Below are 25,950 nucleotides of genomic sequence, written 5' to 3'. Positions count from 1 at the left end.
TATTGACGATGCGCCGCGACGCGCGGCAGGGGAATGACGCATGGAGCTGTCTTGCACGACCGCCGCGGCGCCGCCGTTGCCGGTCGCCATCGGTACCGTCTACGGGGCGCTGCTCAACGAGCGCGCGGCGCTCGACGCGCTCGGCGACGCCGTGAATGCGCCGCCTTACGGCCGCCCGCCGCAGGCGCCGATCCTGTACATCAAATCCGCCAACACGCATGCGGCCGACGGCGCCGCCGTCGTCGTGCCGGCCGGCGTCGACGCGCTGGAGATCGGCGCGTCGGTGGCCGTCGTGTTCGCCCGGCGCGCGACGCGCGTGGCGGCCGCGCAGGCGCTCGACTACGTGCACGGCTTCACGCTCGCGAGCGACGTGTCGGTGCCGCATCCCGACTACTACCGGCCGGCCGTGCGCTTCAAGTGCCGTGACGGTTTCTGCCCGCTCGGCCCGGCGATCGTGCCGGCCGCCGCGCTCGCCGACGTCGACGCGATCGGCCTGACGGTGCGGATCGACGGCGAGGTGGCCGCGTCCGCGTCGACCGCGACGCTGATTCGCCCGGTGCGCGCGCTGATCGCCGACGTGACGGCGTTCATGTCGTTCGACGCGGGCGACGTGCTGTTGCTCGGCGTCGCGGGCGGCGCACCGCATGCCCGCGCGGGCAGCACGATCGAGATCGCCGCGGCCGGCATCGGCACGTTGCGGCATACGCTGATGGCGGAGGGAGCACGATGAAGACGGCTCGCGTGATCTACAACGGCGCACTGCATGCGGCCGAACCGGCCGGCGACGGCGCGATCCGCCTGGATACGGGGCGAGTGGTGGCCGAGGACGCGGTGGCGTGGTTGCCGCCCGTCGCGCCGCGCACGACCTTCGCGCTCGGCCTGAACTACGCCGACCACGCGAAGGAACTCGCGTTCAATGCACCGACCGAGCCGCTGATTTTCCTGAAGGGGCCGAACACGTTCGTTGGCCACCGGTCGCTCACCGTGCGCCCGGCGGACGCCACGCACATGCATTACGAGTGCGAACTGGCCGTCGTGATCGGCCGCCCGGCGCGCCGCGTGAGCCGCGCGCAGGCGATCGACTACGTGGCCGGCTATACGGTCGCGAACGACTACGCGATCCGCGACTATCTCGAAAACTACTACCGCCCGAACCTGCGCGTGAAGAACCGCGACACCTGCACGCCGCTCGGGCCGTGGTTCGTCAGCCGCGACGAGATCGGCGACGCGGGCGACCTGATGCTGCGCACGACGGTGAACGGCCGGGAGACGCAGCGCGGCAGCACTCGCGACATGGTGTTCGACGTGCCGGCGCTGATCGAGCACATCAGCAGCTTCATGACGCTTTCGCCGGGCGACCTGATCCTGACCGGCACGCCCGAGGGGCTGGCGAACACGCAGCCGGGCGACGAAGTCGTGACCGAAATCGAAGGGATCGGCCGGCTCGTGAACACGATCGTCGGCGAAGCGGACTACTATCGCGCCGGCTGAGGCCGTCGCCCAAGGAAGGAGAGCACATGACCATCAAGCACTGGATCGGCGGCCGCGAAGTGGAGAGCCGCGAAACCTTCACGACGCTGAACCCGGCGACGGGTGAAGTCATCACCGACGTCGCGTCGGGCGGCGAGACCGAGGTCGACGCGGCCGTGCGCGCCGCGAAGGAAGCGTTCCCGAAATGGGCGAACACACCGGCCAAGGAGCGCGCAAAGCTGATGCGCAAGCTCGGCGAGCTGATCGAGAAGAACGTGCCGATGCTCGCCGCGCTGGAGACGCAGGACACCGGCCTGCCGATCGCGCAGACGAGCAAGCAGCTGATTCCGCGCGCGTCCGAGAACTTCAACTTCTTCGCGGAAGTGTGCGTGCAGATGAACGGGCGCACCTATCCGGTCGACGACCAGATGCTCAACTACACGCTGTACCAGCCGGTCGGCGTATGTGCGCTGGTGTCGCCGTGGAACGTGCCGTTCATGACGGCCACGTGGAAGACGGCGCCGTGCCTCGCGCTCGGCAACACGGCCGTGCTGAAGATGTCGGAGCTGTCGCCGCTGACGGCCGACCAGCTCGGCCGGCTCGCACTCGAAGCCGGCATCCCGCCCGGCGTGCTGAACGTTGTGCAGGGTTACGGCGCGACGGCCGGCGATGCGCTCGTGCGGCATCCGGACGTGCGCGCGGTGTCGTTTACCGGCGGTACGGTCACCGGCAAGCGGATCATGGAACGCGCGGGCCTCAAGAAGTATTCGATGGAGCTCGGCGGCAAGTCGCCGGTGCTCATTTTCGACGACGCCGATTTCGATCGCGCGCTCGACGCGTCGCTGTTCACGATCTTCTCGATCAACGGCGAACGCTGCACCGCCGGCTCGCGGATCTTCGTGCAACGCACGATCTACGACCGCTTCGTGCAGGAATTCGCGCGCCGCGCGAACAACCTGGTGGTCGGCGATCCGGCCGATCCGGGCACGAATCTCGGCGCGATGATCACGCGCCAGCACTGGGAAAAGGTGACGGGCTACATCCGCATCGGCGAGCAGGAAGGCGCGCGCGTGGTTGCCGGCGGCGCGGACAAGCCGGCCGGGCTGCCCGACCATCTGCGCAACGGCAACTTCGTGCGGCCGACCGTGTTCGCCGACGTCGACAACCGGATGCGCATCGCGCAGGAGGAGATCTTCGGGCCGGTCGCGTGCATCATCCCGTTCGACGACGAAGACGACGGGCTGCGGCTTGCGAACGACACGGCGTACGGCCTCGCGTCGTACATCTGGACGCAGGACGTCGGCAAGGTGCATCGCCTCGCGCGCGGCATCGAGGCCGGGATGGTGTTCGTCAACAGCCAGAACGTGCGCGACCTGCGCCAGCCGTTCGGCGGCGTGAAGGAATCGGGTACCGGGCGCGAGGGCGGCGAGTACAGTTTCGAGGTGTTCGCCGAGATCAAGAACGTGTGCATTTCGATGGGTTCGCATCACGTCCCGCGCTGGGGCGTGTGACGGGCGCCGGCCGTGTTGTCGCAAGAACGATAGGGAGACTTGAACGATGGGCAGACTGTCCCTCGCCGCGAAAATCACGCACGTGCCGTCGATGTACCTGTCGGAATTGCCCGGCAAGCATCACGGCTGCCGTGAAGCGGCGATCCGCGGCCACCAGCTGATCGGCGAGCGTTGCCGCGCGCTCGGCGTCGACACGATCGTCGTGTCGGACGTGCACTGGCTCGTCAACGCGGGCTATCACGTGAACTGCAATGCGCGGTTCGCGGGCACCTATACGAGCAACGAGCTGCCGCATTTCATCCGCGACATGCAGTACGCGTATCCGGGCAACCCGGCGCTTGGCCGGCTGATCGCGGAAACGGCCACCGAGCGCGGCGTCGCGACGCGCGCACACGAGATCGACAGCCTCGAACTCGAATACGGCACGCTCGTGCCGATGCGCTACATGAACGGCGACCAGCATTTCAAGGTCGTGTCGATCGCCGGCTGGTGCATGTGGCACACGCTCGACGAAAGCCGGCGCTTCGGCGAGGCGCTGCTCGAAGCGATCGAGAAGAGCGATTCGAACGTCGCGTTCCTCGCGAGCGGCTCGCTGTCGCACCGCTTCAACGACAACGGCAGCCCCGAGGAATCGATCCATCAGATCAGTCGCGAATTCTTCCGGCAGGTCGACCTGCGCGTGGTCGAGCTGTGGAAGCAGGGCGATTTCAAGACCTTCTGCGCGATGCTGCCCGAGTACAACACGCATTGCCACGGCGAAGGCGGCATGCACGACACCGCGATGCTGCTCGGGCTGCTCGGCTGGGATCGTTACGACCGGCCCGTCGAGATCGTCACCGACTATTTCGCGAGCTCGGGCACCGGGCAGATCAACGCGATCTTCCCGCTGCCCTGAGCGTTGCCGCCCGCCACGCCCTCGAATCCGACCGGAGAGTTGCCATGCCACACATCGTCGTCGAATACACCGCGAACATCCGCGACGACGCTCGCATTCCCGCGCTGCTGCGCACGATCAACGCGACGCTGATCGCGCAGGGCGGCGTGTTCCCGACCGGCGGCATCCGGTCGCGCGCGATCGAGCTGCACGACTACTGCGTCGCCGACGGCACGGAGGACGACGCGTTCGTCCACGTGATGCTGAAGATCGGCTCGGGCCGCACCGATGCGCAGAAAAAAGCCGCGTGCGACGCGCTGTTCGACGCGATCAAGGCCCATTTCGCCGAGCTGTACGCGAAACGCTATCTCGCGCTGTCGATGGAACTGACCGAGTTCAGCGAAAGCGGCTCGTACAAGCACAACAACATTCACGCCCGCTACAAGCGGGCCGGCTGAACCCCATTCCCGATCCGACCATGCTCGAACCCGCCCTCATCGACCAGCTCGCGCACCGTCTGCACGACGCCGAGCGCGCACGCACGCAGATCCGCCAGATTTCGCTCGACCATCCCGACATCACGATCGACGACGCCTATGCGATCCAGCGCGCGTGGGTAACCCTCAAGCTCGCGGAAGGCCGCACGCTGAAGGGACACAAGATCGGCCTCACGTCGAAGGCGATGCAGAGTTCGTCGCAGATCGACGAGCCCGACTACGGCGCGCTGCTCGACGACATGTTCTTCGCGGACGGCGGCACGATCCCGACCGGCCGCTTCATCGTGCCGCGCGTCGAGGTCGAGCTCGCGTTCGTGCTCGGCAAGCGGCTCACCGGCCCGAACTGCACGATCTTCGACGTGTACGACGCGGTTGACTACGTGGTGCCCGCGCTCGAGATCATCGACGCGCGCAGCCAGTCGATCGACCCCGACACCCAGCGGCCGCGCAAGGTGTTCGACACGATCGCCGACAACGCGGCGAACGCGGGCGTCGTGATCGGCGGCCGGCCGGTGCGCCCGCAGGACGTCGATTTGCGCTGGGTCGCGGCGATCATGTCGCGCAACGGCGTGGTCGAGGAAACCGGCGTGGCAGCCGGCGTGCTGAACCATCCGGCGAACGGCGTCGCGTGGCTCGCGAACCGGCTGTCGCGCTTCGACGTCGCGCTGGAGCCGGGGCAGATCGTGCTCGGCGGGTCGTTTACGCGGCCGTGCGCGGCGCGCTCGGGCGATACGTTCAGCGTCGACTACGGCCCGCTCGGGACGATCCAGTGCTATTTCGAGTGAGGTGAGCGAACGATGCAGATTCCGTCGAATGTCTTCAAGGCCGCGCTCGCGCGCGGCGACGCGCAGATCGGTTTGTGGCTCGGTCTCGCGAATCCGTACAGCGCCGAAGTGGTCGCGGGCGCCGGTTTCGACTGGCTGCTGATCGACGGCGAACATGCGCCGAACACGGTGCCGACGATCCTCGCGCAACTGCAGGCGATCGCGCCGTATCCGTCGCATCCGGTCGTGCGCGTGCCGTGGAACGATCCGGTGATCGTCAAGCAGGTGCTCGATCTCGGCGCGCAGACGCTGCTCGTGCCGATGGTGCAGAGCGCGGACGAGGCGCGCGCGGCGGTGGCGGCGACCCGTTACCCGCCGCACGGGATTCGCGGTGTCGGCAGTGCGCTGGCGCGCGCATCGCGGTGGAATCGCGTCGGCGAGTACCTGCATCGCGCGAACGACGAGATGGCCGTGCTCGTGCAGGTCGAGACGCGCGCGGGGCTGGAGGCGATCGATGCGATCGCGCGGGTCGACGGCGTCGATGGCGTGTTCATCGGGCCGGCTGATCTTGCGGCCGATCTCGGCCATCTCGGCCATCCGGGGCACCCGGACGTGCAGACCGCGATCGACGGCGCGATCCGCGCGATCAAGGCGGCCGGCAAGGCGCCGGGCATCCTGAGCGCGGATGAAGCAGCCGCGCGGCGCTATCTGGAAGCGGGCGCGTCGTTCGTCGCGGTCGGCGTCGATACGACGCTGCTGGCACGGAGCGCGGAGCGGCTCGCCGCGCAGTTCAAGGGGAGCGGCGGCGCCGCGAAGCAGGGCGACGGCACGTATTGATGCAGCGGCGGGCGGTTTTCCCGTGCCGGGCGCCGGCCGTTCGTCGCGCGGCGTCATGCCCGCGCATGGCGGCCGTACTTATCCCGGTGCTTGCCGTCCCGCCTCCAGGTACCTTCCCGGCGTCGTCCCCAGCGCGCGCCGGAACATGTCGATGAACGCGCTCACGTTGTCGTACCCGAGATCGAGCGCGATCGTCGTCACCGGCACGCCGTCGGCAATGCGCTCCAGCGCCCGCAGCAGCCTGGCCTGCTGACGCCACTGCGCGAACGTCAGCCCCGTCTCGGCGACGAAGCGGCGGCTCATCGTCCGCGCGCCGATGCCGGCCCATTCGGCCCATTCCTCCAGCCGCCGGTCGTTCGCGAGATCCGCGGCCAGCGCATCGGTGATCTTCACGAGCCGCGGGTCCCGCGGCCGGACCAGCCCCAGCGCCTCGGCTTCCGACGCCGCGATTTCATCGAGGATCACGTCGGCGATCCGCGTCTGCGCGGCATTCAGATCGGAATCGCCCCAGCTCGCCGCGCGCTGCACGGCTTCGCGCAGCAGCGGCGTCGTGCGGATCGCGCGCGGCGTCGCCGGCAGCGCTGCGCAGCGGGCTTCGGCGACGAACGCCGACCAGCCGGCAATCGGCCCGAACGAACGCAACGAATGCCGGCAATGCGGCGGAATCCAGATTGCATGAATCGCCGGCACGACCCACTCCTGGTCGTCGAGGCCGATCGTCACGAGCCCGCTCAGCGCGCCGACGAGCTGGCCGCGCGCATGCGAATGCGGCGCGGTGATGCGCGGGTCGCGTTGCGACAGGACGGCGGCGACCACGAACGGGCCGTCGTCGGACGTGACGAAGCGGGCGGGCAGGAGTGGATCGGACATGGCCGGATATCGGTATCGAATGGCTGTTATACCGGAGATCGGCCGGATTCGCACGCCTACACTGCGTCCATCGATGACAACCGGAGTACGACGCGATGCGAGCCGAACAGATGCTTCCCGACCATGCCGACCGGATCGATGCCGGCGGAACGACGATCCGCAAGGGGACCGTCGGCGCGTTTCTGGTCAACGCGCGTGTATTGATCGACCCGAACGCTGCCCCGGCCGAGCGGGCGCGTGCGGAGGCCGACGCGATCGATGCGTTGCCCGCGCTGCGTGCGCTCGGCCTGTTCGACGTGCTGGAAGTACGCGATCCCGCGCTGCGCGCATGGCTCGATGCCCGGTAAGGCCCACCCTCCAGAATCGAAGGAATCACCATGAAAGCAGCAGTCGTCGAAGGCGCCGGACAGCGTCCGGTTTATACGGAGTTCGAACCGCCGAGTGCGATGCCGGGCCACAGCCTGATCGACGTGACGGCGTCCGCGCTGAGCCGCATCGCGCAGGGGCGTGCGGCGGGTACGCATTATTCCTCCGTTGGCGCTTATCCGTTCGTTGTGGGTGTCGACGGCGTGGGGCGTCTCGATGATGGCCGGCGCGTCTACTTCTTCGGTGCGCCCGCGCCGTTCGGTGCGATGGCCGAACGCACGATCGCGCCGGATACGCAGTGCGTGCCACTGCCGGACGCGCTCGACGATGTCACGGCCGCGGCGATCGCGATTCCCGGGATGTCGTCGTGGGCGGCGCTGACCGAACGCGCGAGGTTCGTCGCGGGCGAGACGGTGCTCGTCAATGGCGCAACGGGCACGTCGGGGCGGCTCGCGGTGCGGATCGCGAAGCATCTCGGCGCGGCGAAGGTGATCGCGACGGGCCGCAACGCGGCCGCGTTGCAGGCGTTGCTGAGTGCCGGCGCGGACGCGGCGGTGTCGCTGCAGCAGGACGACGTGCATCTGGCGCGGGCGCTCGAACCGCATTTCCGCGCGGGCGTGGACGTCGTGCTCGATTATCTGTGGGGCGCCAGCGCGCAGACGCTGCTGGTTGTCGCCGCGAAGGCGACGCCCGGCGGCCGGCGGCTGCGTTTCGTGGAGATCGGCTCGATCAGCGGCGCGGATGTGCTGTTGCCGGGCGCCGTGCTGCGCGCGACCGCGATCGAGCTGATGGGCAGCGGCTTGGGCAGCGTGCCGTTGCCGCGCTTGCTGGCGTCGGTGCGCGGCGTATTCGAAGCGGCCGGGGAGGCAGGACTCGCGATCGACACGCGCACGGTGCCGCTGTCGGCCGTCGGCGAACACTGGGGCGATTCGAGCAGCGTCGTGCGTCCGGTGTTCACGATGCGTGGCGAGTGAGCGGCGGATCGCCACGTGGCGGGCCGGATCTAGCGTGAGCGTTGGATTGCGCGGCGGCATCGGGCCATTCGCCGTCATGCCGCCGCGCGTAACGTGAAAGCAGTCGGGGCGGCCGATCACCCGCTGCCGCTCGTCGCGTCAGCTTCAAAACCGCTGCTGAATCCCCGCCGTGACCCCGACCTGCGTGGTGCCATACCCGGCGAAATCGCGCGACACGCCGACCTTCTGGTCGTGTTTCGCGATCGCGAACGCGCCGGCCGCATACAGCACCGTCCGCTTCGACAGCGCGTAGTTCGCGCGCACCGACACCAGCGTCGGGTCGGCGTCCGTGCCGCCCTTGATGTTCTGGTGATAGACGGCCGCGATCAGCGAGAACGTCGGCGTGAACTGGTACGACCCGCCGAGCCAATACATGTCGCTCAACTGGTTCGCGGCCGTGGTGTGGAACGTGCGCCGATAGTTGCGATAGCCGGCCATCGTTTTCAGGTTGCCGAAGTCGTAGCTCAGGCCCGCATGGATGCCCTGGATGTAGTTGACGGTATCGGCCGGCGTGACGCTGTCGGCCGCGCCGTTTTGCCGGTCGAACGTGACGACGGCGGCGAACGGCCCCGTCTCGTAGCCGACCGCGAAATCGTATTTCGAGCTGGTCTTCATGCTGCCCGGCACGTTGCCGAAACCGTACAGCGCGCCGAACTTGAAGCCGCTGAATTCGCCGTCGTAGCGCACCGCGTTCGACGAGCGCGTGAACAGGCCGTCCTTGCGGCCGCCGGTCGCCATCGACGAGGTCGCCCACGAGTAGTTCTGCGCGTAACCCATCGGGTCGAACGGCAGCATGTAGTCGTAAGTGACGGTGAAGTTGCGGCCGAGCGACAGTTCGCCCCATTTGCCTTTCAGGCCGACCGTCGCGCGGCGCGCGAAGATCGAGTCCGGGCCGTCGTCGGACGCGCCGTTCGCGAGGTCGATCCCGCTTTCGAGGCGGAACACGGCCTTCAGCCCGCCGCCGAGATCCTCGACGCCGCGCAGGCCCCAGCGCGACGTGTTCTTGTTGCCCGACTTGAGCTTGACCGAATTGCCGCCTTGCGGCGCCGCATGGTTCGTGAATTCGATGCCGGCGTCCATGATCCCGTACATCGTGACCGACGACTGCGCGTGCGCGGCGCCTGCCGCGAGGCCGGCCACGGCGGCCGACCCGGTCAGGACGGCGGCGCGAAGGGAACGGTGTGCGCATGACTTCATTGGCGGTGTCTCCTTGGTTCTTGTGGGTTGGGTGAAACGGATACGGCGCGCGACCGCCCGCGGCGGACGCCGGGAAGCGTCCGCCGGACGGAAGGCCGTTGCGTGGCGCGAGGCGCGCGACATGCGCGGCGGCAGGCGAGCCGCCGCGCCCGGGTCAGCCCGCTTTCGCGAACGCCCAGCAGTCGTTGGTCGGGAATTCGATCCAGTGCTTGCCGGGCGCGCGCGGCACATGGCCGAACGCACGCAGGCGCATCTCGCCGCAATGGAACAGGTACTCCCAGCGGTCGCCGAGATACATCGACGTGACGAGGTCGGCCTGCAGCCGGTTCGCGCCCGGGCCGTCGGCGACCTGCACGCGTTCGAGGCGGATCACGGCCTGGGCGCCCTGGCCGGGTGCCAGCGTGTCACGGGCAAGCGCCTGCAGTTGCCAGCCGTCGCCGGCGAGCGTCACGCATTCGCCGTCGATCGCGGCGACGCGTGCGTCGATCCGGTTGTTGCTGCCCATGAATTCGGCGGTGTACAGCGAGCGCGGCGCGCCGTACAGCTCGGCCGGCGTGCCTTCCTGCTCGATGCGGCCGTTGCGCAACAGCAGGATGCGGTCGGACATCGCCATCGCTTCGGTCTGGTCGTGCGTCACGCAAAGGGCCGACAGCCCGAGCGACACGATCAGCTCGCGCAGCCACGCACGTGCCTCCTCGCGCAGCTTCGCGTCGAGGTTCGACAGCGGCTCGTCGAGCAGGATCACGGGTGGGTTGTAGACGAGCGCGCGGGCGATCGCGACACGCTGCTGCTGGCCGCCCGACAGTTGATGCGGAAAGCGTTCCGCGAGATGGCCGAGGCCGAGCTGGTCGAGCGCGGTCTGCACGCGGCGCTTCTGTTCGGCCGGTGCGACGCGGCGCAGCTTGAGCCCGTAGCCGACGTTGTCGGCGACGGTGCGGTGCGGCCACAGCGCGTACGACTGGAACACGAGGCCGAGCGAGCGCTGTTCGACCGGCAGGTCGATGCGCTGCGCGCCGTCGAAGAACACGCGGTCGTCGAGCTGGATGCGGCCGTCGGACGGCTGTTCGAGGCCGGCCACCGCACGCAGCAGCGTGGTCTTGCCGCTGCCCGACGCGCCGAGCAGGCACACGACTTCGCCGGCCTTCAGTTCGAACGACACGCCCTTGAGGATCGGGTTGGCGCCGTAGCTGAGATGCAGGTCGTCGACGATGAGCTTATCCATGAAGTTTCACTCCGAAGCGCAGGGCCACGCCGAGACCGGCGCCGACCATCGCGATGTTGATGACAGAGAGCGCGGCGACCTGGTCGACGGCGCCGGTCGCCCACAGCGACACGAGCAGCGCGCCGATCACTTCGGTGCCGGGCGACAGCAGGTAGACGGCCGTCGAGTATTCGCGCTCGAAGATCATGAAGATCAGGAGCCAAGCGGCGAGCAGGCCGAAGCGCACGAGCGGCAGCGTCACGTCGAGCGATACGCGGCTGCGGGTCGCGCCGACGCTGCGGCCGGCTTCCTCGAGCTCGGGGCCGACCTGCAGCAGCGCGCTCTGGATGAGCCGCATCCCGTACGCGAGCCACACGACCGTGTACGCGATCCAGATGCTCCACATCGAGTTCTTCAGCTCGCGCAGGCCGGGCACGAACAGGAAGATCCACAGGAACGCGAGACCGGCGAGGAGACCCGGCACCGCGCGCGGCAGCAGCACGAGGTAGTCGAGCAGCTTGGTCGCCCAGTCGGGGCGGCGGTGGCCGGCGAACGCGACGAGCGAGTAGAAGCCGATCGCGAGCGCGCCGCCGATCACGCCGATGCCGAGCGTGTTGACGATCGCGCGCACCAGGTTGTCCTGCTCGAACAGTTCGATGAAGTTCGACAGCGTCAGCACGTCGGCGAGCGGCACGCCTTCGCCCCAGTTGGTCACGAACGCGCGCAGCACGATGCCCGAGATCGGCACGATCACGGTCAGCATCAGCCACAGCGCGACGATCGCGAGCGCGACCCAGCGCCACACGCCGAGCGGCAGCACCGTCGCGCGGCCGGCCTTGCCCTTCACGGTGACGAAGCGGTTCGCGGTCTTCAGCAGGCGGCGCTGCAGCAGCACGAGCGGGAACGTGATCGCGACGATGCACACCGCGACCGCGGCCATCAGGTGATACGACGGCACGCCGAGCTTGTTGGTCAGCTTGTACAGGTAGGTCGCGAGCACGAGGTGGCCTTCCGGATCGCCGAGCACGAGCGGCAGCCCGAACACCTCGAAGCCGAGGAAGAACACCAGCACGCCGGCGAACAGCAGCGCGGGCATCGTCATCGGCAGGCTCACGTCGAGCGCGACGCGGAACGGGCGGGCGCCCGTCACGCGGGCGGCTTCCTCGACGTCCGAGCCGAGGTTGCGCAGCGCGGCCGACGAATACAGGTACACGTGCGGCACGTGCGTGAGGCCGACGATCACCGTGATCGCGAAGATCGAATACACGTTCCAGGGCACGTTCTGCACCCCGAACAGTTCCTTGAACCACACCGAGTAGAAGCCGACCGGGCCGGCCGCGACCACGTAGCCGAACGCGAGCACCATCGGCGACACGAACACCGGCGTGAGCAGCAGCGGTTCGAGCCAGCGGCGGCCGGGCAGGTCGGTGCGCACCATCAGGAACGCGAGGATGCCGCCGAGCGGGATCGAGATGAACAGCATCCCGCCGGCGATGATGAACGAGTTCTTCACGGCCGACCAGAAGTCGGGATCGCTGAAGATGAAGCGGAAGCCTTCGATGCCGAGCGTCTTGTTCGCATCGAAGAACGGCGCGGACAGCAGGCTCTGGAACAGGATGAAGCCGAGCGGCAGCGCGACCGCGACGGTCAGGACCGCGACGACGATCCAGCGCAGCATGCCGGCGAGCGGCTGCAGGCTGCTGACCGGCAGCGCGGGAATCGCGTCGCGCGGGCCGGTGGCGGGCGGAACGGCCGGTGCCGTGCCGCGGGTGCTGGTTGAAAGCATGAGTTCGCCCCTGCGGCCATCCGGATGGCCGCCTCAAGGAAGTCGGTAAGGGGAAGGGGCCGCCCGCGCGACGTGCGGCGGGCGGCCGAGGTCAGCGGCTCAGCGCATCAGCGCTTGATCGCCTGCTGCCATTGCTTCAGGAACGCGAGGCGCTTCGACTGGTCGAGATAGACGAGCAGACCGGTGCCGATCTGGATCGGCTTCAGCGAATCGCCGAGCTCCTTCGTGAGGCTCGCGGCCGACGTTTCGCCGCTCACGTCCGTGCGGATCGCGTACAGGTTCGCCTGGTTCGCGATCAGCGTCTGGCCGCGTTTCGACAGCAGGTAGTCGACCCACAGCTTCGCGGCGTTCGGGTTCTTCGCCTTCTTCGATACCGTGGCGAGGCGGCTCACGACCTGCGTGTAGTCCTTCGGAAACACGTAGCCGATCGACTTGTCCTTCTTCGCCTTCGCGTACGCATACGACCCGATGATGTTGTAGCCGATCAGGTTCTCGCCCGACGAGATGCGCTCCATCATCGCGCCCGTGCTCGACTGCAGCTTCGGGCCGGTCGCGCCGATCGCCTTCACGAGTTCCCACGTGACCTTCTCGTTCACGTGCGCGTCCTGCGTCAGGTAGTTGAAGCCGACGCCCGATTTCTCGATGTCGTAGGTCGTGACCTTGCCCTTGAACTTGTCGGCCTGCGTGGTGAGCAGCTTGATCAGGTCGGCGCGGGTCTTCGGCACCTCGTTCTCGGGGATCAGGCGCTTGTTGTAGACGATCGCCAGCGGTTCGAACGTCGTGCCGTACGCCTGCTTCTGGTACTGCGCCCATTGCGGCACGTTCGGGCTTTCGGGCGAATCGTAGGACGCCATCAGGCCGTCGTTGACGAGCTTGACCTGCAGGTCCATCGCCGAGCTCCACAGCACGTCGGCGCTGGTGCTGCTCGCTGCGTTCTCGCTGATGTAGCGGTTGTACAGCTCGGTGCTGTTCATGTCGTTGTACTCGACTTTCACGCCGTACAGGCTTTCGAAGTCCTTGATCAGCGGACGCACGAGGCCCGTGTCGGTGGTCGAGTAGACGATCAGCTTGCCTTCCTTCTTCGCGGCGTCGATCACGCCCTGGTAGTTCCCCGGGTAGCCGGCCGGAACCTGCGCGACGGCGCTGCCGGCGGCAGTGCCCAGAACGACCGCGAGCGCGGCGGCGAGTTGCTTCGGTGCAAACGGCATGTCTTCCTCCAGTGATGCGTGGGTTTTGTTCGAGTGACGCGGATGTTAATTGCGGGGCACTTTCAGCCTGCTTTCATTCCGATGCGCAATCGCGCCGTCCGTGTCATGGATTTCCCGAGGTCGACGCGGCCGCCGCCGCGGGTTGCGCGGCGTGAGGCGGGGCGAGAAGGGGGAGGACGCGGCGCGTGGTCGCGCGCTATGCGGAGGCGGCCAGCAACTGGCCGAGGACGCGGCCGCCATGCCGCGCGTGCGCGGCCGTCAGCGCGGCATAGCCGACGACGACGCCCGCTTCGCACCGGGCGCTTCGACAGAAGCCGCGGATCGGCTGCAGCGCGATGCCGGCCGCGCGGGCTTGCGCGACCCAGCCCGCGTCGTCGAGGCCGGGCGGCAGCCACAGCACGAAATGAAAGCCCGCGTGCTCGCCGGTCACCGTGTACCGGCCGCCGGCATGTTTGGCCAACTGGTCGAGCACGATGTCGCGCCGCTGGCGGTACGCGTGGCGGGCGGCGCGCAGGTGCTTCGCGAAATCGCCGTGGCCGATGAAGCGGGCCAGCGCCAGCTGGGGCGCGACGCCGACCGAGCGCGCGGTCGCGTGCCAGACGGCGGACAGCGCCGGCCGCAGTGCCGCCGGCACCACCATGAAACCGATGCGCAGCCCGGAAAACAGCGTCTTGTTGAACGACCCGCAATAGATCACGCGGTCGCACGCGTCGAGCGATTTCAGCGCGGGCAGCGGGGCGGTCTGGTAGCTGAATTCGCCGTCGTAGTCGTCCTCGATGATCCACGTGCGGTGGCGCTGCGCCCAGTCGAGCAGTTCGAGCCGGCGCGAGACCGACATCGTGACGCCGAGCGGCGCCTGATGGGCGGGTGTCACGTACGCGGCGCGCGCATCGGGATGGCGCTCCAGCGACGCGGTATCGATTCCTTCCCGGTCGACCGGCACGTCGATCACGGTCGCGCCCGCGAACGTGAAGATCTGCCACGCCGACGCATAGCCGGGGTCTTCCATCAGCACCGTCGAGCCGGGCGCGAGCAGCGTGCGTGCGACGAGGTCGATCGCGTGGCGGATCCCGGTCGTGATGACGATGTCGGCGGCCCCGCACGGGATGCCGCGGTATTCCCGCAGGTACGCGGCGATTCCCGCGCGCAGGCCCTCGACGCCTTGCGCCGGCGTCGCGCCGAGATCGTCCGCCGTCGCGGCGAGCAGGCTGGCGCCGAGCGCCTTCTTCCATTGCTGCATCGGCAGCAGGCCGGGATCGGCGAGCCGCGCGACGAACGGGACGCCGGGGCGCACGCCGTGCTCGGGCTCGGCCGGGGCGGCCGGCGCCGGCGAAGCCGGGATGGGGCGCGGGGCGCCGCCGCGCGACTGAGCCGTCGCGCGCAGATAGCTGTCCGGCACGACCGCGCACACGCGCGTGCCGGACCCTTGCGTACGGGCGATGTAACCCTCGGCGCACAGGATGTCGTACGCCGCTTCGACGGTGCCGCGCGCGACATCCCAGCGCGCGGCCAGCGTCCGGCTCGACGGCAGCGGGCTGTCGCCCGGCAGCAGGCGTTTCAGGATCGCGTCGCGAATCGTGTCGGCGATGCATTCCTGCTTCGACTGCGGGCTGCCGCCCGACAGCCCGGCAGGGCGCGGCAGGTCCAGCGGAATCGCGGCTTTGCCTCGCGGCATAGTGGTCCAGTCAATGGGCGATTTAATGGTCCTTCAGCTTATATCACTTTCGCCTTAGATTGCTGTCGACCCCACTCATCCGACCCACACGGACCTACCGCATGAAGACGCGCTCACTACCCCGCCGGGGCTGGCTGTTCCTGTTGATGCTCGTCGTGTGCCTGCCGCGCGTCACGATCGATGCGTACCTGCCGTCGCTGCCCGCGATGGCAGATGCGCTGCACGGCACCGACGCGCAGTTGCAACTCACGCTGACCCTCTACATGGTCGGCTATGCGCTGTCGATGCTGGTGTCGGGGCCGCTGTCCGACCGCTACGGCCGACGCCCGGTGCTGCTCGGCGGCCTGTGCCTGTACGTCGTCGCGAGCGTCGCGTGCGCATGGTCGACCAGCATCCCGGCGCTGATCGCCGCGCGCGTGTGCCAGGCGCTGGGCGGCTGCAGCGGCACGGTGATCGGCCGCGTGATCGTGCGCGAGCGCTTTCCGGCCGCGACGCAGGCCACGATGCTCGGGCATATTTCGGCCGGCATGGCGCTGTCGCCGGTGGTCGCGCCGCTGGCCGGCAGCGCGATTGCCGAGTGGCTCGGCTGGCGCGGCGTGTTCGGCTGGCTGGCGGCGGGCGGGCTGGTCGCGACCGCGATGGTGCTGCGCTACCTGCCTGAAACCCGTGAACGCGACGCGCGGCCGCCCGCCGGCGCCGGGCTGCTGCGGACCTACGCCGGCCTGCTGCGCGACCGGCGTTTCCTGCGCTATTCATTCGCGATCAGCTTTGCCTACTGCACCTACTATCCGTTCATCGCGGAATCGTCGACGCTGTTCCAGCGGCACATCGGCGTGTCCGGGCCGGTCTATGCAGCGATCTTCGGCGTGACCGTGCTCGGCTACCTGATCGGCTCGAATGCGTTCGCGCGGACCAGCGCGCGCTGGTCCGCCGATTCGGTCATCGCGGCGGCGGCGGTCGCCAATCTGGCCGGCGCCGCCGCGCTGTGGGTCGGCGGCGCGATCGCTCCGACGTCGGTGACGGCGCTCGTCGTGCCGATGTTCGTCGTGATGATCGCGGTCGGGATCGCGATTCCGGCCTGCCAGTTCGCGGTGATGCAGCCGTACACGCAGATCGCCGGCACCGCGTCGGGGCTGTTCTTCTTTATCCAGATGGCGATCACGGCCGCGTGCGGCGGCGTGCTGGTGTGGCTGTCGGACGGTACCGCGCACCCGATGATCGTCGTCACGGCCGGCGCGAGCATCGCGTTCGTCGCGGTGGTGGCCGGTTTTCGCGAGCGCGGCGTGGCCGGCGAGGCGCGCATCGTGGCGCGCAACCGTGCGGCGGCCGAACGCTGAGGCGCAGCCGGCCGGCATCACGCGCGGCGGGTTCGCGACACCCGCGCAACCCGTGTTTCCGCGAGGCGTGGAGACGGAAAGGATCATGTAATGTAGCGGGCTGTTCGCTGACCTTACCGGAACCCCCATGCGTGTGCTGCTCGTCGAAGACAACCCGAACCTGGCCCAGTCGCTGAACGACGCGCTGAGCGCCGCGCGCTTCGCGGTCGATCACATGGCCGACGGCGAGGCGGCGGACCACGTGCTGCGCACGCAGGACTACGCGCTGGTGATCCTCGATCTCGGGTTGCCGAAGCTCGACGGGCTGGAGGTGCTGCGGCGATTGCGTGCGCGCCGCAATCCGGTGCCGGTGCTGATCCTCACCGCGCACGGGTCGGTCGAGGACCGCGTGAAGGGGCTCGATCTCGGCGCCGACGACTACCTCGCGAAGCCGTTCGAGCTGACCGAACTGGAGGCGCGCGCCCGCGCGCTGATCCGGCGCAGCCTCGGTCATGAGCATTCGCGCGTCGAATGCGGGCCGCTTTCGTACGACAGTATCGACCGCAGCTTCCATCTCGCGGGCGAGCCGCTGTCGCTCACGCCGCGCGAGCGCTCGGTGCTCGAGGTGCTGATCCTGCGTAACGGTCGCGCGATCAACAAGGACACGCTGTCGGAGAAGATCTTCGGGCTCGACGAATCGGTCAACGCGGACGCGATCGAGATCTACGTGTACCGGTTGCGCAAGAAGCTGGAGAACACGGGCGTCGCGATCGTCACGCTGCGCGGCCTGGGCTATCTGCTCGAAGCGAAGGCGGAGACGGCTGAATGAGCGGCCCCCGCGCTCACGGTCATTCGCTGCCTCCCGAGGGAGCGCATGCGTTCCTCGGGGCGGCGCGGCGGCAGGCATGATGACCCGCCCGAACCTGCGCACGCAGGTCGCGCTGTGGCTGCTGTTGCCGCTGCTCGGCCTGCTCGCGCTCGACTCGTGGCTCACGTACCAGCGTGCGATGAGCGCCGCGCACGTCGCGTTCGACCGCACGCTGTCGTCGTCGCTGAAGTCGATCCGCGAAGGCGTGCGGCTCAACGACGGCGAGGTCGAGGTCGACCTGCCGTATCTCGCGCTCGAAATGCTCGAATCGAGCGACGGCGGCAAGATCTACTACCTGATCCGCGAGGACAACGGCCACACGATCACCGGCTATCCGGACCTGCCGCTGCCGCAGGGGCGCGACGCGGGCGACGGCGCGCCGTTCGTCACGCGCTACTACGACGTCGTGTATCGCGGCGAGCAATTGCGGATGGCCGCGCTGCGCATTCCGGTGCACGACGTGCCGACCGCGCAGTCGCGCATCGTCTGGGTGATGGTCGGCGAGACGATCGAGGCGCGCCAGGCGCTCGCGCGCGAGATCCTGATCGGGTCGCTGCTGCAGGAAGGGCTGCTCGTCGTGCTGGCGCTCGGGATCGTGTGGCTCGGCGTCGGCCGCGGGCTGCGGCCGCTGAACCGGCTGTCGGCCACCGTCGCCGCGCGCAGCGAGGACGACACGACGCCGCTCGACACCGGCGCGATGCCGAGCGAGCTCGCGCCGCTCGTCGATTCGATCAACCAGTACATCGGCCGCACGCAGCGGATGCAGGTGGCGCGGCGGCGTTTCTTCGCCGATGCGGCCCATCAGCTGAAGACGCCGCTCGCGGCCGTGCAGGCGGGCGTCGAGCTCGCGTTGCGGCCCGACGAGCAGCCGCGCGCGAACGTGCACCTGCGGCGCGCGAACGGCGCGGTGCGGCAGGCCGCGAAGATCGTCCAGCAATTGCTGTCGCTGTCGCGGCTCGATTCGGACAGCGGCCATGCGGTCGCGCACAAGCCGGTCGCGCTGCACCGGCTCGCGCGCAGCGTGACGCTCGACTGGTCGCCCGTCGCGCGCGCACGCGACATCGATCTCGGCTTCGAGCACGAGGCCGACGTCGACGTGCTTGGGCAGTCCGACTTGCTCGGTGAAATGGTCGGCAACCTGATCGACAACGCGATCCGTTATGCGGGCGACCGTGCGGTGATCACGGTGCGCGTCTCGCGCGACGGCGCGGACGCGCGGCTCGACGTGATCGACAACGGGCCCGGCATTCCGGCCGACGAACGCGACGCGGTGTTCGAGCGCTTCCATCGCGGCAGCAAGACGCAGACGGTCGAAGGAACGGGGCTCGGGTTGTCGATCGTGCGGGAAATCGCGCGTGTGCATCAGGGCAGCGTGACGCTGGCCGATGCGGCCGGCGGCGGGCTGATCGTGACGATCCGGCTGCCGGCGGCGGTGAGTGATGCGATGCCGCGCGCCGCGTGAAGGGAACGGATAGTGCTATCCGGCTCAATCGCCGAAGCCGATCTCCGCTTCGACCGGCTGCCCGACTTCGAGCCACGCACCCGCACCTTCGACGACGATCGCATTGATGCCGAACGTCAGCGCACCGTCGTAGTTCGGATTCGCGCGATAGGTCTGCATCGTGTCGGTCGGCTCGTGCGGCCATGCGGGATCGGGCGCGCCGGTCGCCTGGTCGATCGTCGGCATCGGGCAGCGCGTGCACAGCTTCACGAGTCGCAGTCGCACCGGCGTGTCGCCTTGCGTGTCGAGATGCTCGACGAAATCCTCTTCGTACGCGTCGAGATCCGACACGACGATGTTCGGCCGGAAGCGGTTCATCGGGATCGCCGGCGCGCCTTTCGCGGCAAGCCGCGCGTTCAGGTCGTCGAGCGACGACTGGCCGATCACCAAAAGCGGATAGCCGTCCGCGAACTGCGTATGCGTATCGATCTCGCCGGTCCATTTGCGATTGCAGCCGCGGCGTGCATCGGGGCCGAAGCGCGCGAGCTTCGTCGGCACGCCGAGGAATTCGGTGAGCCACGCGGCCGTTTCGGCGCCCGTGTCGATCGCGTCGACGGTGTCGCGCCACACGGTCGCCGCCATCTTGGGCGTGGCGGGCGTCGCGTCGCCGTCGAGCGGCGTGCGCAGTGCCGGCATGCCCGGCGCGTTCAGCACGAGCGCATCGCTGTCGAGTGTCGGACGGATCAGCGCGAGACGCGGATGCGTGCGCTGCGTGAGCATCTGCCCGCGCGGATCGGTGATCAGCCAGTGGCGGTCGTAGGCGAGGCCCGTTTCAAGCAGTTGCGCGCGCGTGAGCGCGATGCCGGCGCAGGATTTGATCGGGTAGACGAAGAGTTCGGTGATGGCTGGCATGACGCTGGCTGACGGCGGGATGATCGAATCGCGATTGTGCCAGATCGGGCCGAAGCCGTTTGGGCGGCCGCGTACCGCCTACCGCCACGCATCCGTCAGCCGAGCGGGAAGCCGGTGTCGAAGGTCGTGCGCACGTCGAGCGGCTGGCGCAGCAACCCGGCCTTCAGGTAGAAGTCGGCCGTGCGCTGCTGTTCGGCGATCACCGTCGCGTCGATCGGCAGCCAGCGCGTGCCGCGGCGCTCGAATTGCAGCTTCGCGGCGGCCGGCGGAATGCCGATGATGCGCGCGAGCGCCGCCGAATACGCGTCGGCGTGCCGGTACGACCAGGCCTGCGCGCGCACGACGCGTCGCAGGAAATCGTGCAGCACGTCGCGCTTCGAGGCGATCGCCGCGTCGGTTGCCGCGAGATAGCTGAGGCCCGACCACAGTCCGCGGCCGTTGACCAGCACGCGCGCGCGGCCGCTCGTTTCGGCGAGCGCGGTGTAGGGCTCCCAGGTCGCCCACGCGTCGATCGAACCGGTGGCGAGCGCCAGCATCGTGTCGGCCGGCGGCAGGAAGCGGAACGACACGGCATCGGGCGGCAGGCCGGCCGCATCGAGCGCCTTCAGCGTGACGAAATGGCCGATCGAGCCGCGCGTGGTGCCGATGCGCTTGCCCTTCAGGTCGGCCGCGCCTTTCAGCGCGGCGTCGGGTTGCACGAGCACGGCCGTGCCGTACGGATCGGAACGGTTCGCGCCGATCACCTTGATGCGGGCGCCCGATGCGAGCGCGAAGATCACCGGCGCGTCGCCGATCGGCCCGCAGTCGACCGCGGCTGCGTTCAGCGCTTCCGCGAGCGGCGCGGCGGCCGGAAATTCGGTCCACGCGATGTCGTACGCGAGGCCGTTCAGTTCGCCGGCCGCTTCGAGCAGCGCGCGCAGCCCGCCTTTCTGGTCGCCGGCGCGCAGCAGTGGCCGTGTACCGGATTGCGCGCGCAGCGCAGTCGGGGCGGCGGCGATCGTGGCAAGGGCGCTCGCCTGCGCGAGGAAGTGGCGTCGGGTCGGATTCATCGTGAAGTTCGGTTGAAGGAAGGATTCGTGGGTTCAATGCGGGAGCCCGGCCTGTACGTCGCGCACGGGTTCGTTGTCGACACGCAGCAGCAGCGCGGTCAGGGCGTCGCCGCTGGTGGCGCGCGCGGCCGGCCGGGCCACCGCATCCGAGCGGCACAGCAGGTCGGCGTCCGACCAGCCGGCGCTGCCCGGCAACGCCCGCGCCCGCAGCCACCCGCGTCGATCGGCGAGCAGTTGCGTGCCGGCGAGTGCCTCGGGTGCGACGCCGGCAATCGTCGCGAACGCGCGCCACGCATCGGCGGTCGTCGCGACGCAGTTCGCGCGCGAGCCGGTCGACGGCGGCACCAACCCCCCGTTTTCGGTGACGAGCAAGGTCTGCCAGCGCGCGTCTTCCGGCGGTGGCGTGGCGCCCGGCTCGAGCGCGACGACGCGCACGCGCTGGCCTTCGCGCCAGCGCTCGAGCGCTTGAGGCGCGGCGCCGCCGCACCGCACGTCGAGGGCCGGCAGCGGGACCGGCACCAGCCACGCGCCTTCCGCCTGCGCGCCGCTGCCGGCGGCCAGCGCTTTCAGGTAGTCGAGCACGGCCCAGGTGTCCTGCGGGCCGAGTGTCGCCGCGAAGCCGGGCATCGTCGACGCGCCGTGCTCGTCCTGCGTGCCGTGGCGCACGCGCCAGAACAGTTCGCCGTCGAGGCGACGCGCGAGCAGCGCGCCGGCGAAGGTCGGCGGCCAGTGCGCGAGCGTGGCGGCGAGCGGCCCTTCGCCGCGTCCGTCCGCGCCGTGGCAGGCCGCGCAATGTTGCGTATACAGGTGCGCGCCGCGCATCACGTTCGCTACGGAAAACGGCGCGGGATCGCGCTGGAAGCTCGTCGGCACGGCCGGCGCGAGCCACAGCGAAGCGGGCGGCCACGGCGCGAACCACGCGACGGCCAGTGCGGCGATGGCCGATGCGATACGCCACTTGCGCGAAGCGAGCGCGGTGCACGCGAGCACGACGGCCAGCGCCGTCACGCCGCAGGCGAGCGCGAGCTGCCGCGTGAGCCCCGCGTCGATGCGCAGCGTTTCGAGCGCGATGCGATGCGCCCACGGCCACGCGGCCTGGCCATCGGCGTCGCCGGTCAGGCCGATCGCGTGGAGCCCATGCGCCAGCGCGATTTGCGCGCGATACAGCAGTTGCAGGAACGCGATGGCCCAGTCGGCGAACGGCGGCGCATTCATCGCGCGCGTCTCCGCCGGACGGCAATCAAACGTCGAACGGCATCCGGCATCTACCAGCTCGCATCGAGCCCGAGATGCCGCAGCGCGTCGTGGCGCAAGGCGGCGAGGCGCGGGTCGCCGCGATGGCGCGGGTAGGGCAGGTCGACGCGCAGTTCGGCGACGATCCGGGCCGGCCGCGGCCCGAACACGATCACGCGCTGCGCGAGGAACAGCGCTTCTTCCACGTCGTGCGTGACGAGCAGCGCGGAGAACCCGTCGCGCTGCCACAGCGCGGTCAGCTCGGCCTGCATCGTGAGCCGCGTCAGCGAATCGAGCTTGCCGAGCGGCTCGTCGAGGATCAGCAGGCGCGGATCGTTGACGAGCGCGCGGGCGAGTGCGACGCGCTGCGCCATCCCGCCGGACAACTGATGCGGAAACACGTTCGCGAACTCCTGCAGCCCGACGCGCGCGAGCGCATCGTCGACGCGATGCTGCGCGGTGCGCGCCACCCCGCGCGCTTCGAGGCCGAGCGCGACGTTCGCGCGCACGCGCCGCCACGGGTACAGCGTCGGGTCCTGGAACACGACGATGCGCGACGGATCGGGGCGCTCGATCGGCACGCCGTCCTGCGCGATGGTGCCTTGCCGCGCGGCGTCGAGCCCCGCGACGAGGCGCAGCAGCGTCGATTTCCCGCAGCCGCTCGGGCCGAGCAGTGCGACGAATTCGCCGGCCGCGACCGACAGCGACACGTCGTCGAGCACCGGCAGCGCGCCGCCGGGGCCGTCGAACGCGTGGCTGACGCGGCGGATGTCGATGCGCGCGCCGCGCGGCGGCGTGACGGCGGGCGCCGCGGCAATGGCCGCGGACGGTTCGAGTACGGCGGCGCTTACCATTTGACGGTTCCTTTCTGCCACGCGAGCACACGGTCGCGCAGCGCGAACAGCAGCGCGATCAGCCCGGAAAACAGCAGCGCCATCACGATCAGCGCCGCATACATGTTCACGTACGACGCCCAGCCCTGCGCCCAGCTCAAATACCAGCCGAGCCCCGACTTGACGCCCATCATCTCGGCGACGACCAGCACCGTGAACGATGCGCTGAGCCCCATGAAAATGCCGACGAACACGTGTGGGAGCGCGGCCGGAATCGCGACGCGCAGCACGAGGAAGCGCGCGTTCGCGCCGAGCGTGCGCGCGACGTCGTAGTACTGCTTGTTCACGCTCGCGACGCCCGACCACGTCAGGACGGCAACCGGGAAGCCCGTCGCCAGCGCGATCAGGAACGCGGCGGCCGAATAGCTCGACGGGAAGAAGTAGAACGTGAGCGGCAGCAGCGCGGTGGCCGGCACCGGCCCGAGCACGCGCAGCACCGGATGCACCCAGTAGCCGATCCGGCGCGACCAGCCGATCGACACGCCCACCGCGAAGCCGACCGTGACGCCGTACGCGAAGCCGAGCGCGAGCAGCTTCAGCGTGTTGCCGGCGCTGCCGGCGAGGCGCGGCCAGTCGTCGACGTAGACTTCGATCAGCGCCTGCGGCGGCGCGAAGAACGGCGTCGGCAGCCAGCCGGTTTTCGCGGTGACGATTTCCCACGCGGCGAGCACGAGCGGCAGCGCGACGAGCCACGGGCCGGCCGGACGCACGCGTGCGAGCCGCGTGCGGGTCGCCGCAACGAGATGGCCGAGCGTCGCGGCGACGAGCAGCAGCGCGGCGATCGTCCACGCGGCCGTGCCGAACGTGTCGGTGTACGCCCAGTCGCTGAAGCCGACGATCCGGTTCGGCCACAGTTGCGTGAGCGCGCCGAGCGCGGCCCACGCGACTGCGGCGGCGATCCCGGTCGGCCAGGTACGCTCGCGCCGCGCTTGCGCGGCCAGCGTGGCGTCGCACGTCGTGCAGGCCGGACGCGCGGAAGCTGTAGCGTTGGCGGCGGCGCCGACCGGAGCCGATGCGGTGCGTGCGGCGGAAGCGTGTTCGATCGTCGACATCGCGTTACCCCAGTACGTTCGCATAGACCTGCTGCGCGAAGCGCTGCGGGTCCGTGCTCTTCTTCAGTACGCTGATGCGGCGGAAATCGTCCGCATAGAATGCGATTTCCTGCTGCAGGTCGACGTTGGTCGGGTGATGTGTGTAGGTGAGCGTCGCGTACAGCTTGCGCAGATCCTCGGGGCTGATCTTCGGCGAATACTTCGCGAACACCTTCGCGGCTTCGTTCGGGTTGTCGTGCGTGTACTCGGTGGCCTGCACGATCGAGCGCGCGAGCGCGGCGGCCGACGGCCGGTCGTTGCGCACGAGGTCGCCGCGCGCGCCGATCACGCAGCACACCTTGCGCGCGTATTCGCCGGACAGGTTGGTCGCGAGTTCGGTATACGCGCCGTTGCTGCGTTTTTCGAGCAGATACAGATTCGGGTCGCCGTCGGCGATCGCGTGGATTTCGCCCTTATCGACCGCGACGCCGAGCAGGTCGGCCGGATACTGTCGCCATGTGATGTCGCGCTCCGGATCGATGCCGTTCTTCGCGAGCAGGATCGAGAAGAAGTGCTTGCCGGGCGCGGCCAGATCGCTGACGCCGACCGTCTTGCCCTTCAGCGCCTGCAGCGTCGTGACGCCGGCCGCCTTCGCGCCGAGCAGGCGCACGCAGCCGCCGTGCGAGCTGCCGATGATCTTCACGTCGAAGCCGGCTTCGAGCGGCTTGAGCCAGCGGTGGATCATCCCGACCGCCGCGTCGGCCTTGCCGGTCGCGATCGATTCGAGCAACTGGTCGGTCGAGCCGCTGTAGTTGATCAGCTCGACCTTCAGCCCGTTCTTCTCGAAGAAGCCGCGCTCCTGCGCGACGACGATCGGCGTCAGGCAGAACGCGTTCTGGTTCCACGCGAACGTCAGCTTCTTCAGCGGCGGCGCGGACCAGGCCTTGCGGCCGAGCGTGATCGCCGGTACGGCGAGCGCGGCGGCACCGGCCGCGCGCAGCAGCCGGCGGCGCTGGTCGTCGTGCGCGTCGGCGGGCGCGGGTGCGGTGGTGTGGGTCATTGTGTGGTCTCCGGGGTAGCGCAAGGGCGGCTCAGTCGAGCAGGTCGGGTTCGTCGGCGACGACGCGCGCGAACAGGCTGTCGAACGCATGCAGCGCGCCGTCGGGGCCGCCGATCTGGCCGTGCGTATGGCGCGCGGTCGCGTGATCGATCGGCTGCGGCGTGCCGGCCGCTTCGGCCAGCAACTGCGTGTGCGCGGCGTTGTCGAGCGCGATGTACCACCACGCGGCGGCCTCGACCGTCGGGCCGGCCGTCAGGATGCCGTGGTTCTTCAGGATCACGCCCTTGTGCGTGGTGCCGTCCGGCTTCGCGAGCGCCTCGGCGATCCGCGCGCCTTCGCTGGTGTCGACGACCATCCCCGTGAAATCGTCGAACAGCGCGTGATCCTCGTAGAACACGCACGCGTCCTGCGTGAGCGGATCGAGCGGGCGACCGAGCGTCGACCAGGCCTTGCCGTAGGTCGAATGCGTGTGCGCGGCGGCGACCACGTGCGGATGGGCTTCGTGGATCGCCGCATGGATCGCGAACGCGGCCTTGTTCAGCGGCCGCTGGCCGATCGCGGTTTCGCCGCGTGCGTTGACGAGCAGCAGGTCGGACACCTTGATCTGCGAGAAATGCACGCCGAGCGGGTTCACCCAGAAATGGTCGGGCAGCTCCGGATCGCGCGCGGTGATGTGGCCGGCGAGGCCCGACGCGAAGCCGAAGCGCGCGAATAGCCGGAACGCGGCTGCGAGCCGCTCCTGCCGGTGGCGGCGCTCGGCGGCCACGTCGATGCGCGGCGCGGGCGGATCGAACCAGAAGTGCTGGCGCGGGGTGTCGGCGAGCACGAGGCCCGATGCGGTACGGTTGGGGGGCGAAAGGACGGCGGACATGATCGCG

The 25,950-nt window shown here is 69.3% G+C and carries 25 protein-coding genes; 12 read left to right on the top strand and 13 right to left on the bottom strand.

Annotated features, from left to right (window positions below; all coding sequences use genetic code 11):
• Window positions 1-40 precede the first annotated feature (40 nt).
• From DTA15_RS23385 to hpaI, 7 genes are read left to right on the top strand one after another with little or no spacing between them, the layout of a single operon-like run.
• On the top strand, window positions 41-730 hold the full coding sequence (locus DTA15_RS23385) for a fumarylacetoacetate hydrolase family protein (RefSeq protein ID WP_006490705.1): 690 nt from the start codon (window positions 41-43) through the stop codon (window positions 728-730).
• Window positions 727-1,491, top strand: coding sequence for a fumarylacetoacetate hydrolase family protein (locus DTA15_RS23380; RefSeq protein WP_006490709.1), 765 nt, complete (start codon window positions 727-729; stop codon window positions 1,489-1,491). Before DTA15_RS23385 ends, DTA15_RS23380 begins: the two co-directional genes overlap by 4 nt.
• 26 nt (window positions 1,492-1,517) lie before the next feature.
• Complete coding sequence (gene hpaE, locus DTA15_RS23375) at window positions 1,518-2,981, top strand: 5-carboxymethyl-2-hydroxymuconate semialdehyde dehydrogenase (protein ID WP_006490715.1); 1,464 nt, start codon at window positions 1,518-1,520, stop codon at window positions 2,979-2,981.
• 46 nt (window positions 2,982-3,027) lie between these two features.
• Window positions 3,028-3,876, top strand: a complete 849-nt coding sequence (hpaD, locus tag DTA15_RS23370) for a 3,4-dihydroxyphenylacetate 2,3-dioxygenase (RefSeq protein WP_006490699.1) — start codon at window positions 3,028-3,030, stop codon at window positions 3,874-3,876.
• Between the two features lie 44 nt (window positions 3,877-3,920).
• Window positions 3,921-4,313: a 5-carboxymethyl-2-hydroxymuconate Delta-isomerase gene (locus DTA15_RS23365; protein WP_006490711.1), complete on the top strand. Its 393-nt coding sequence runs from the start codon at window positions 3,921-3,923 to the stop codon at window positions 4,311-4,313.
• Window positions 4,314-4,333: 20 nt separating this feature from the next.
• Entirely contained in the window at window positions 4,334-5,137 is an 804-nt protein-coding gene (hpaH, locus tag DTA15_RS23360) for a 2-oxo-hept-4-ene-1,7-dioate hydratase (RefSeq protein ID WP_006490710.1), read from the top strand.
• Window positions 5,138-5,149: 12 nt separating this feature from the next.
• Window positions 5,150-5,953: a 4-hydroxy-2-oxoheptanedioate aldolase gene (gene hpaI, locus DTA15_RS23355; protein ID WP_006490706.1), complete on the top strand. Its 804-nt coding sequence runs from the start codon at window positions 5,150-5,152 to the stop codon at window positions 5,951-5,953.
• 78 nt (window positions 5,954-6,031) lie between these two features.
• On the opposite strand, the gene DTA15_RS23350 is transcribed toward hpaI, so the two are convergent.
• Entirely contained in the window at window positions 6,032-6,823 is a 792-nt protein-coding gene (locus DTA15_RS23350; RefSeq protein ID WP_006490701.1) for an AraC family transcriptional regulator, read from the bottom strand.
• Between the two features lie 95 nt (window positions 6,824-6,918).
• On the opposite strand from DTA15_RS23350, the gene DTA15_RS23345 reads away from it, so the two are divergent.
• Together DTA15_RS23345 and DTA15_RS23340 are read left to right on the top strand one after the other, a co-directional pair.
• Window positions 6,919-7,170, top strand: coding sequence for a hypothetical protein (locus DTA15_RS23345; RefSeq protein ID WP_006490702.1), 252 nt, complete (start codon window positions 6,919-6,921; stop codon window positions 7,168-7,170).
• Window positions 7,171-7,200: 30 nt separating this feature from the next.
• Window positions 7,201-8,163 carry a quinone oxidoreductase family protein gene (locus DTA15_RS23340; RefSeq protein WP_006490703.1) on the top strand — a complete coding sequence of 321 codons (963 nt, stop codon included), beginning with the start codon at window positions 7,201-7,203 and terminating at the stop codon, window positions 8,161-8,163.
• A gap of 144 nt (window positions 8,164-8,307) precedes the next feature.
• Here the strand turns inward: DTA15_RS23340 and DTA15_RS23335 are convergent, their stop codons facing one another.
• The 5 genes from DTA15_RS23335 to pdxR all read right to left on the bottom strand — a co-directional run bounded on the left by DTA15_RS23335 (window position 8,308) and on the right by pdxR (window position 15,269).
• Window positions 8,308-9,399: a porin gene (locus DTA15_RS23335; RefSeq protein ID WP_006490700.1), complete on the bottom strand. Its 1,092-nt coding sequence runs from the start codon at window positions 9,397-9,399 to the stop codon at window positions 8,308-8,310.
• 154 nt (window positions 9,400-9,553) lie between these two features.
• Window positions 9,554-10,621: an ABC transporter ATP-binding protein gene (locus tag DTA15_RS23330; RefSeq protein WP_006490708.1), complete on the bottom strand. Its 1,068-nt coding sequence runs from the start codon at window positions 10,619-10,621 to the stop codon at window positions 9,554-9,556.
• Window positions 10,614-12,386: an ABC transporter permease gene (locus DTA15_RS23325; RefSeq protein ID WP_006490713.1), complete on the bottom strand. Its 1,773-nt coding sequence runs from the start codon at window positions 12,384-12,386 to the stop codon at window positions 10,614-10,616. Before DTA15_RS23325 ends, DTA15_RS23330 begins: the two co-directional genes overlap by 8 nt.
• A 107-nt stretch (window positions 12,387-12,493) precedes the next feature.
• On the bottom strand, window positions 12,494-13,594 hold the full coding sequence (locus tag DTA15_RS23320) for an ABC transporter substrate-binding protein (RefSeq protein WP_006490712.1): 1,101 nt from the start codon (window positions 13,592-13,594) through the stop codon (window positions 12,494-12,496).
• Window positions 13,595-13,790: 196 nt separating this feature from the next.
• Window positions 13,791-15,269 carry a MocR-like pyridoxine biosynthesis transcription factor PdxR gene (pdxR, locus tag DTA15_RS23315; RefSeq protein WP_012493301.1) on the bottom strand — a complete coding sequence of 493 codons (1,479 nt, stop codon included), beginning with the start codon at window positions 15,267-15,269 and terminating at the stop codon, window positions 13,791-13,793.
• A 101-nt stretch (window positions 15,270-15,370) separates the two neighbouring features.
• Here pdxR and DTA15_RS23310 point away from each other — a divergent pair, with 101 nt between their 5' ends.
• The 3 genes from DTA15_RS23310 (at window position 15,371) to DTA15_RS23300 (ending at window position 18,915) form a co-directional block, all read left to right on the top strand.
• Window positions 15,371-16,606 carry a multidrug effflux MFS transporter gene (locus DTA15_RS23310; RefSeq protein WP_012493302.1) on the top strand — a complete coding sequence of 412 codons (1,236 nt, stop codon included), beginning with the start codon at window positions 15,371-15,373 and terminating at the stop codon, window positions 16,604-16,606.
• A gap of 127 nt (window positions 16,607-16,733) precedes the next feature.
• A complete protein-coding gene (locus DTA15_RS23305) occupies window positions 16,734-17,414 on the top strand; it encodes a response regulator (RefSeq protein WP_006484260.1) in 681 nt (226 codons plus the stop codon).
• 79 nt (window positions 17,415-17,493) lie between these two features.
• Window positions 17,494-18,915 carry a sensor histidine kinase gene (locus tag DTA15_RS23300; protein WP_034178471.1) on the top strand — a complete coding sequence of 474 codons (1,422 nt, stop codon included), beginning with the start codon at window positions 17,494-17,496 and terminating at the stop codon, window positions 18,913-18,915.
• Between the two features lie 24 nt (window positions 18,916-18,939).
• Here the strand turns inward: DTA15_RS23300 and DTA15_RS23295 are convergent, their stop codons facing one another.
• The 7 genes from DTA15_RS23295 to DTA15_RS23265 all read right to left on the bottom strand — a co-directional run bounded on the left by DTA15_RS23295 (window position 18,940) and on the right by DTA15_RS23265 (window position 25,943).
• Window positions 18,940-19,806, bottom strand: a complete 867-nt coding sequence (locus DTA15_RS23295; protein ID WP_006484261.1) for an MOSC domain-containing protein — start codon at window positions 19,804-19,806, stop codon at window positions 18,940-18,942.
• A 95-nt stretch (window positions 19,807-19,901) separates the two neighbouring features.
• Window positions 19,902-20,855, bottom strand: coding sequence for an ABC transporter substrate-binding protein (locus DTA15_RS23290; RefSeq protein WP_006484257.1), 954 nt, complete (start codon window positions 20,853-20,855; stop codon window positions 19,902-19,904).
• Between the two features lie 33 nt (window positions 20,856-20,888).
• Window positions 20,889-22,070: a c-type cytochrome gene (locus tag DTA15_RS23285; protein WP_012493303.1), complete on the bottom strand. Its 1,182-nt coding sequence runs from the start codon at window positions 22,068-22,070 to the stop codon at window positions 20,889-20,891.
• A 50-nt stretch (window positions 22,071-22,120) separates the two neighbouring features.
• Window positions 22,121-22,942 (bottom strand): ABC transporter ATP-binding protein, encoded by an 822-nt coding sequence (locus DTA15_RS23280; protein ID WP_006488658.1) that lies wholly within the window; start codon window positions 22,940-22,942, stop codon window positions 22,121-22,123.
• Window positions 22,936-24,033, bottom strand: coding sequence for an ABC transporter permease (locus tag DTA15_RS23275; protein ID WP_006488659.1), 1,098 nt, complete (start codon window positions 24,031-24,033; stop codon window positions 22,936-22,938). Before DTA15_RS23275 ends, DTA15_RS23280 begins: the two co-directional genes overlap by 7 nt.
• Before the next feature lie 4 nt (window positions 24,034-24,037).
• The gene (locus DTA15_RS23270; protein WP_006494956.1) at window positions 24,038-25,072 is read right to left on the bottom strand and encodes an ABC transporter substrate-binding protein; all 1,035 of its coding nucleotides are present in this window, start codon (window positions 25,070-25,072) and stop codon (window positions 24,038-24,040) included.
• Between the two features lie 31 nt (window positions 25,073-25,103).
• Window positions 25,104-25,943 carry a class II aldolase/adducin family protein gene (locus DTA15_RS23265; protein ID WP_006482666.1) on the bottom strand — a complete coding sequence of 280 codons (840 nt, stop codon included), beginning with the start codon at window positions 25,941-25,943 and terminating at the stop codon, window positions 25,104-25,106.
• Between the last annotated feature and the right edge of the window lie 7 nt (window positions 25,944-25,950).

Source organism: Burkholderia cenocepacia, assembly GCF_900446215.1.
GTDB classification, from domain to species: domain Bacteria; phylum Pseudomonadota; class Gammaproteobacteria; order Burkholderiales; family Burkholderiaceae; genus Burkholderia; species Burkholderia cenocepacia.
The sequence above is the reverse complement of the archived record's forward strand: the minus strand, read 5'-3'. Positions and strand labels throughout refer to the sequence as shown.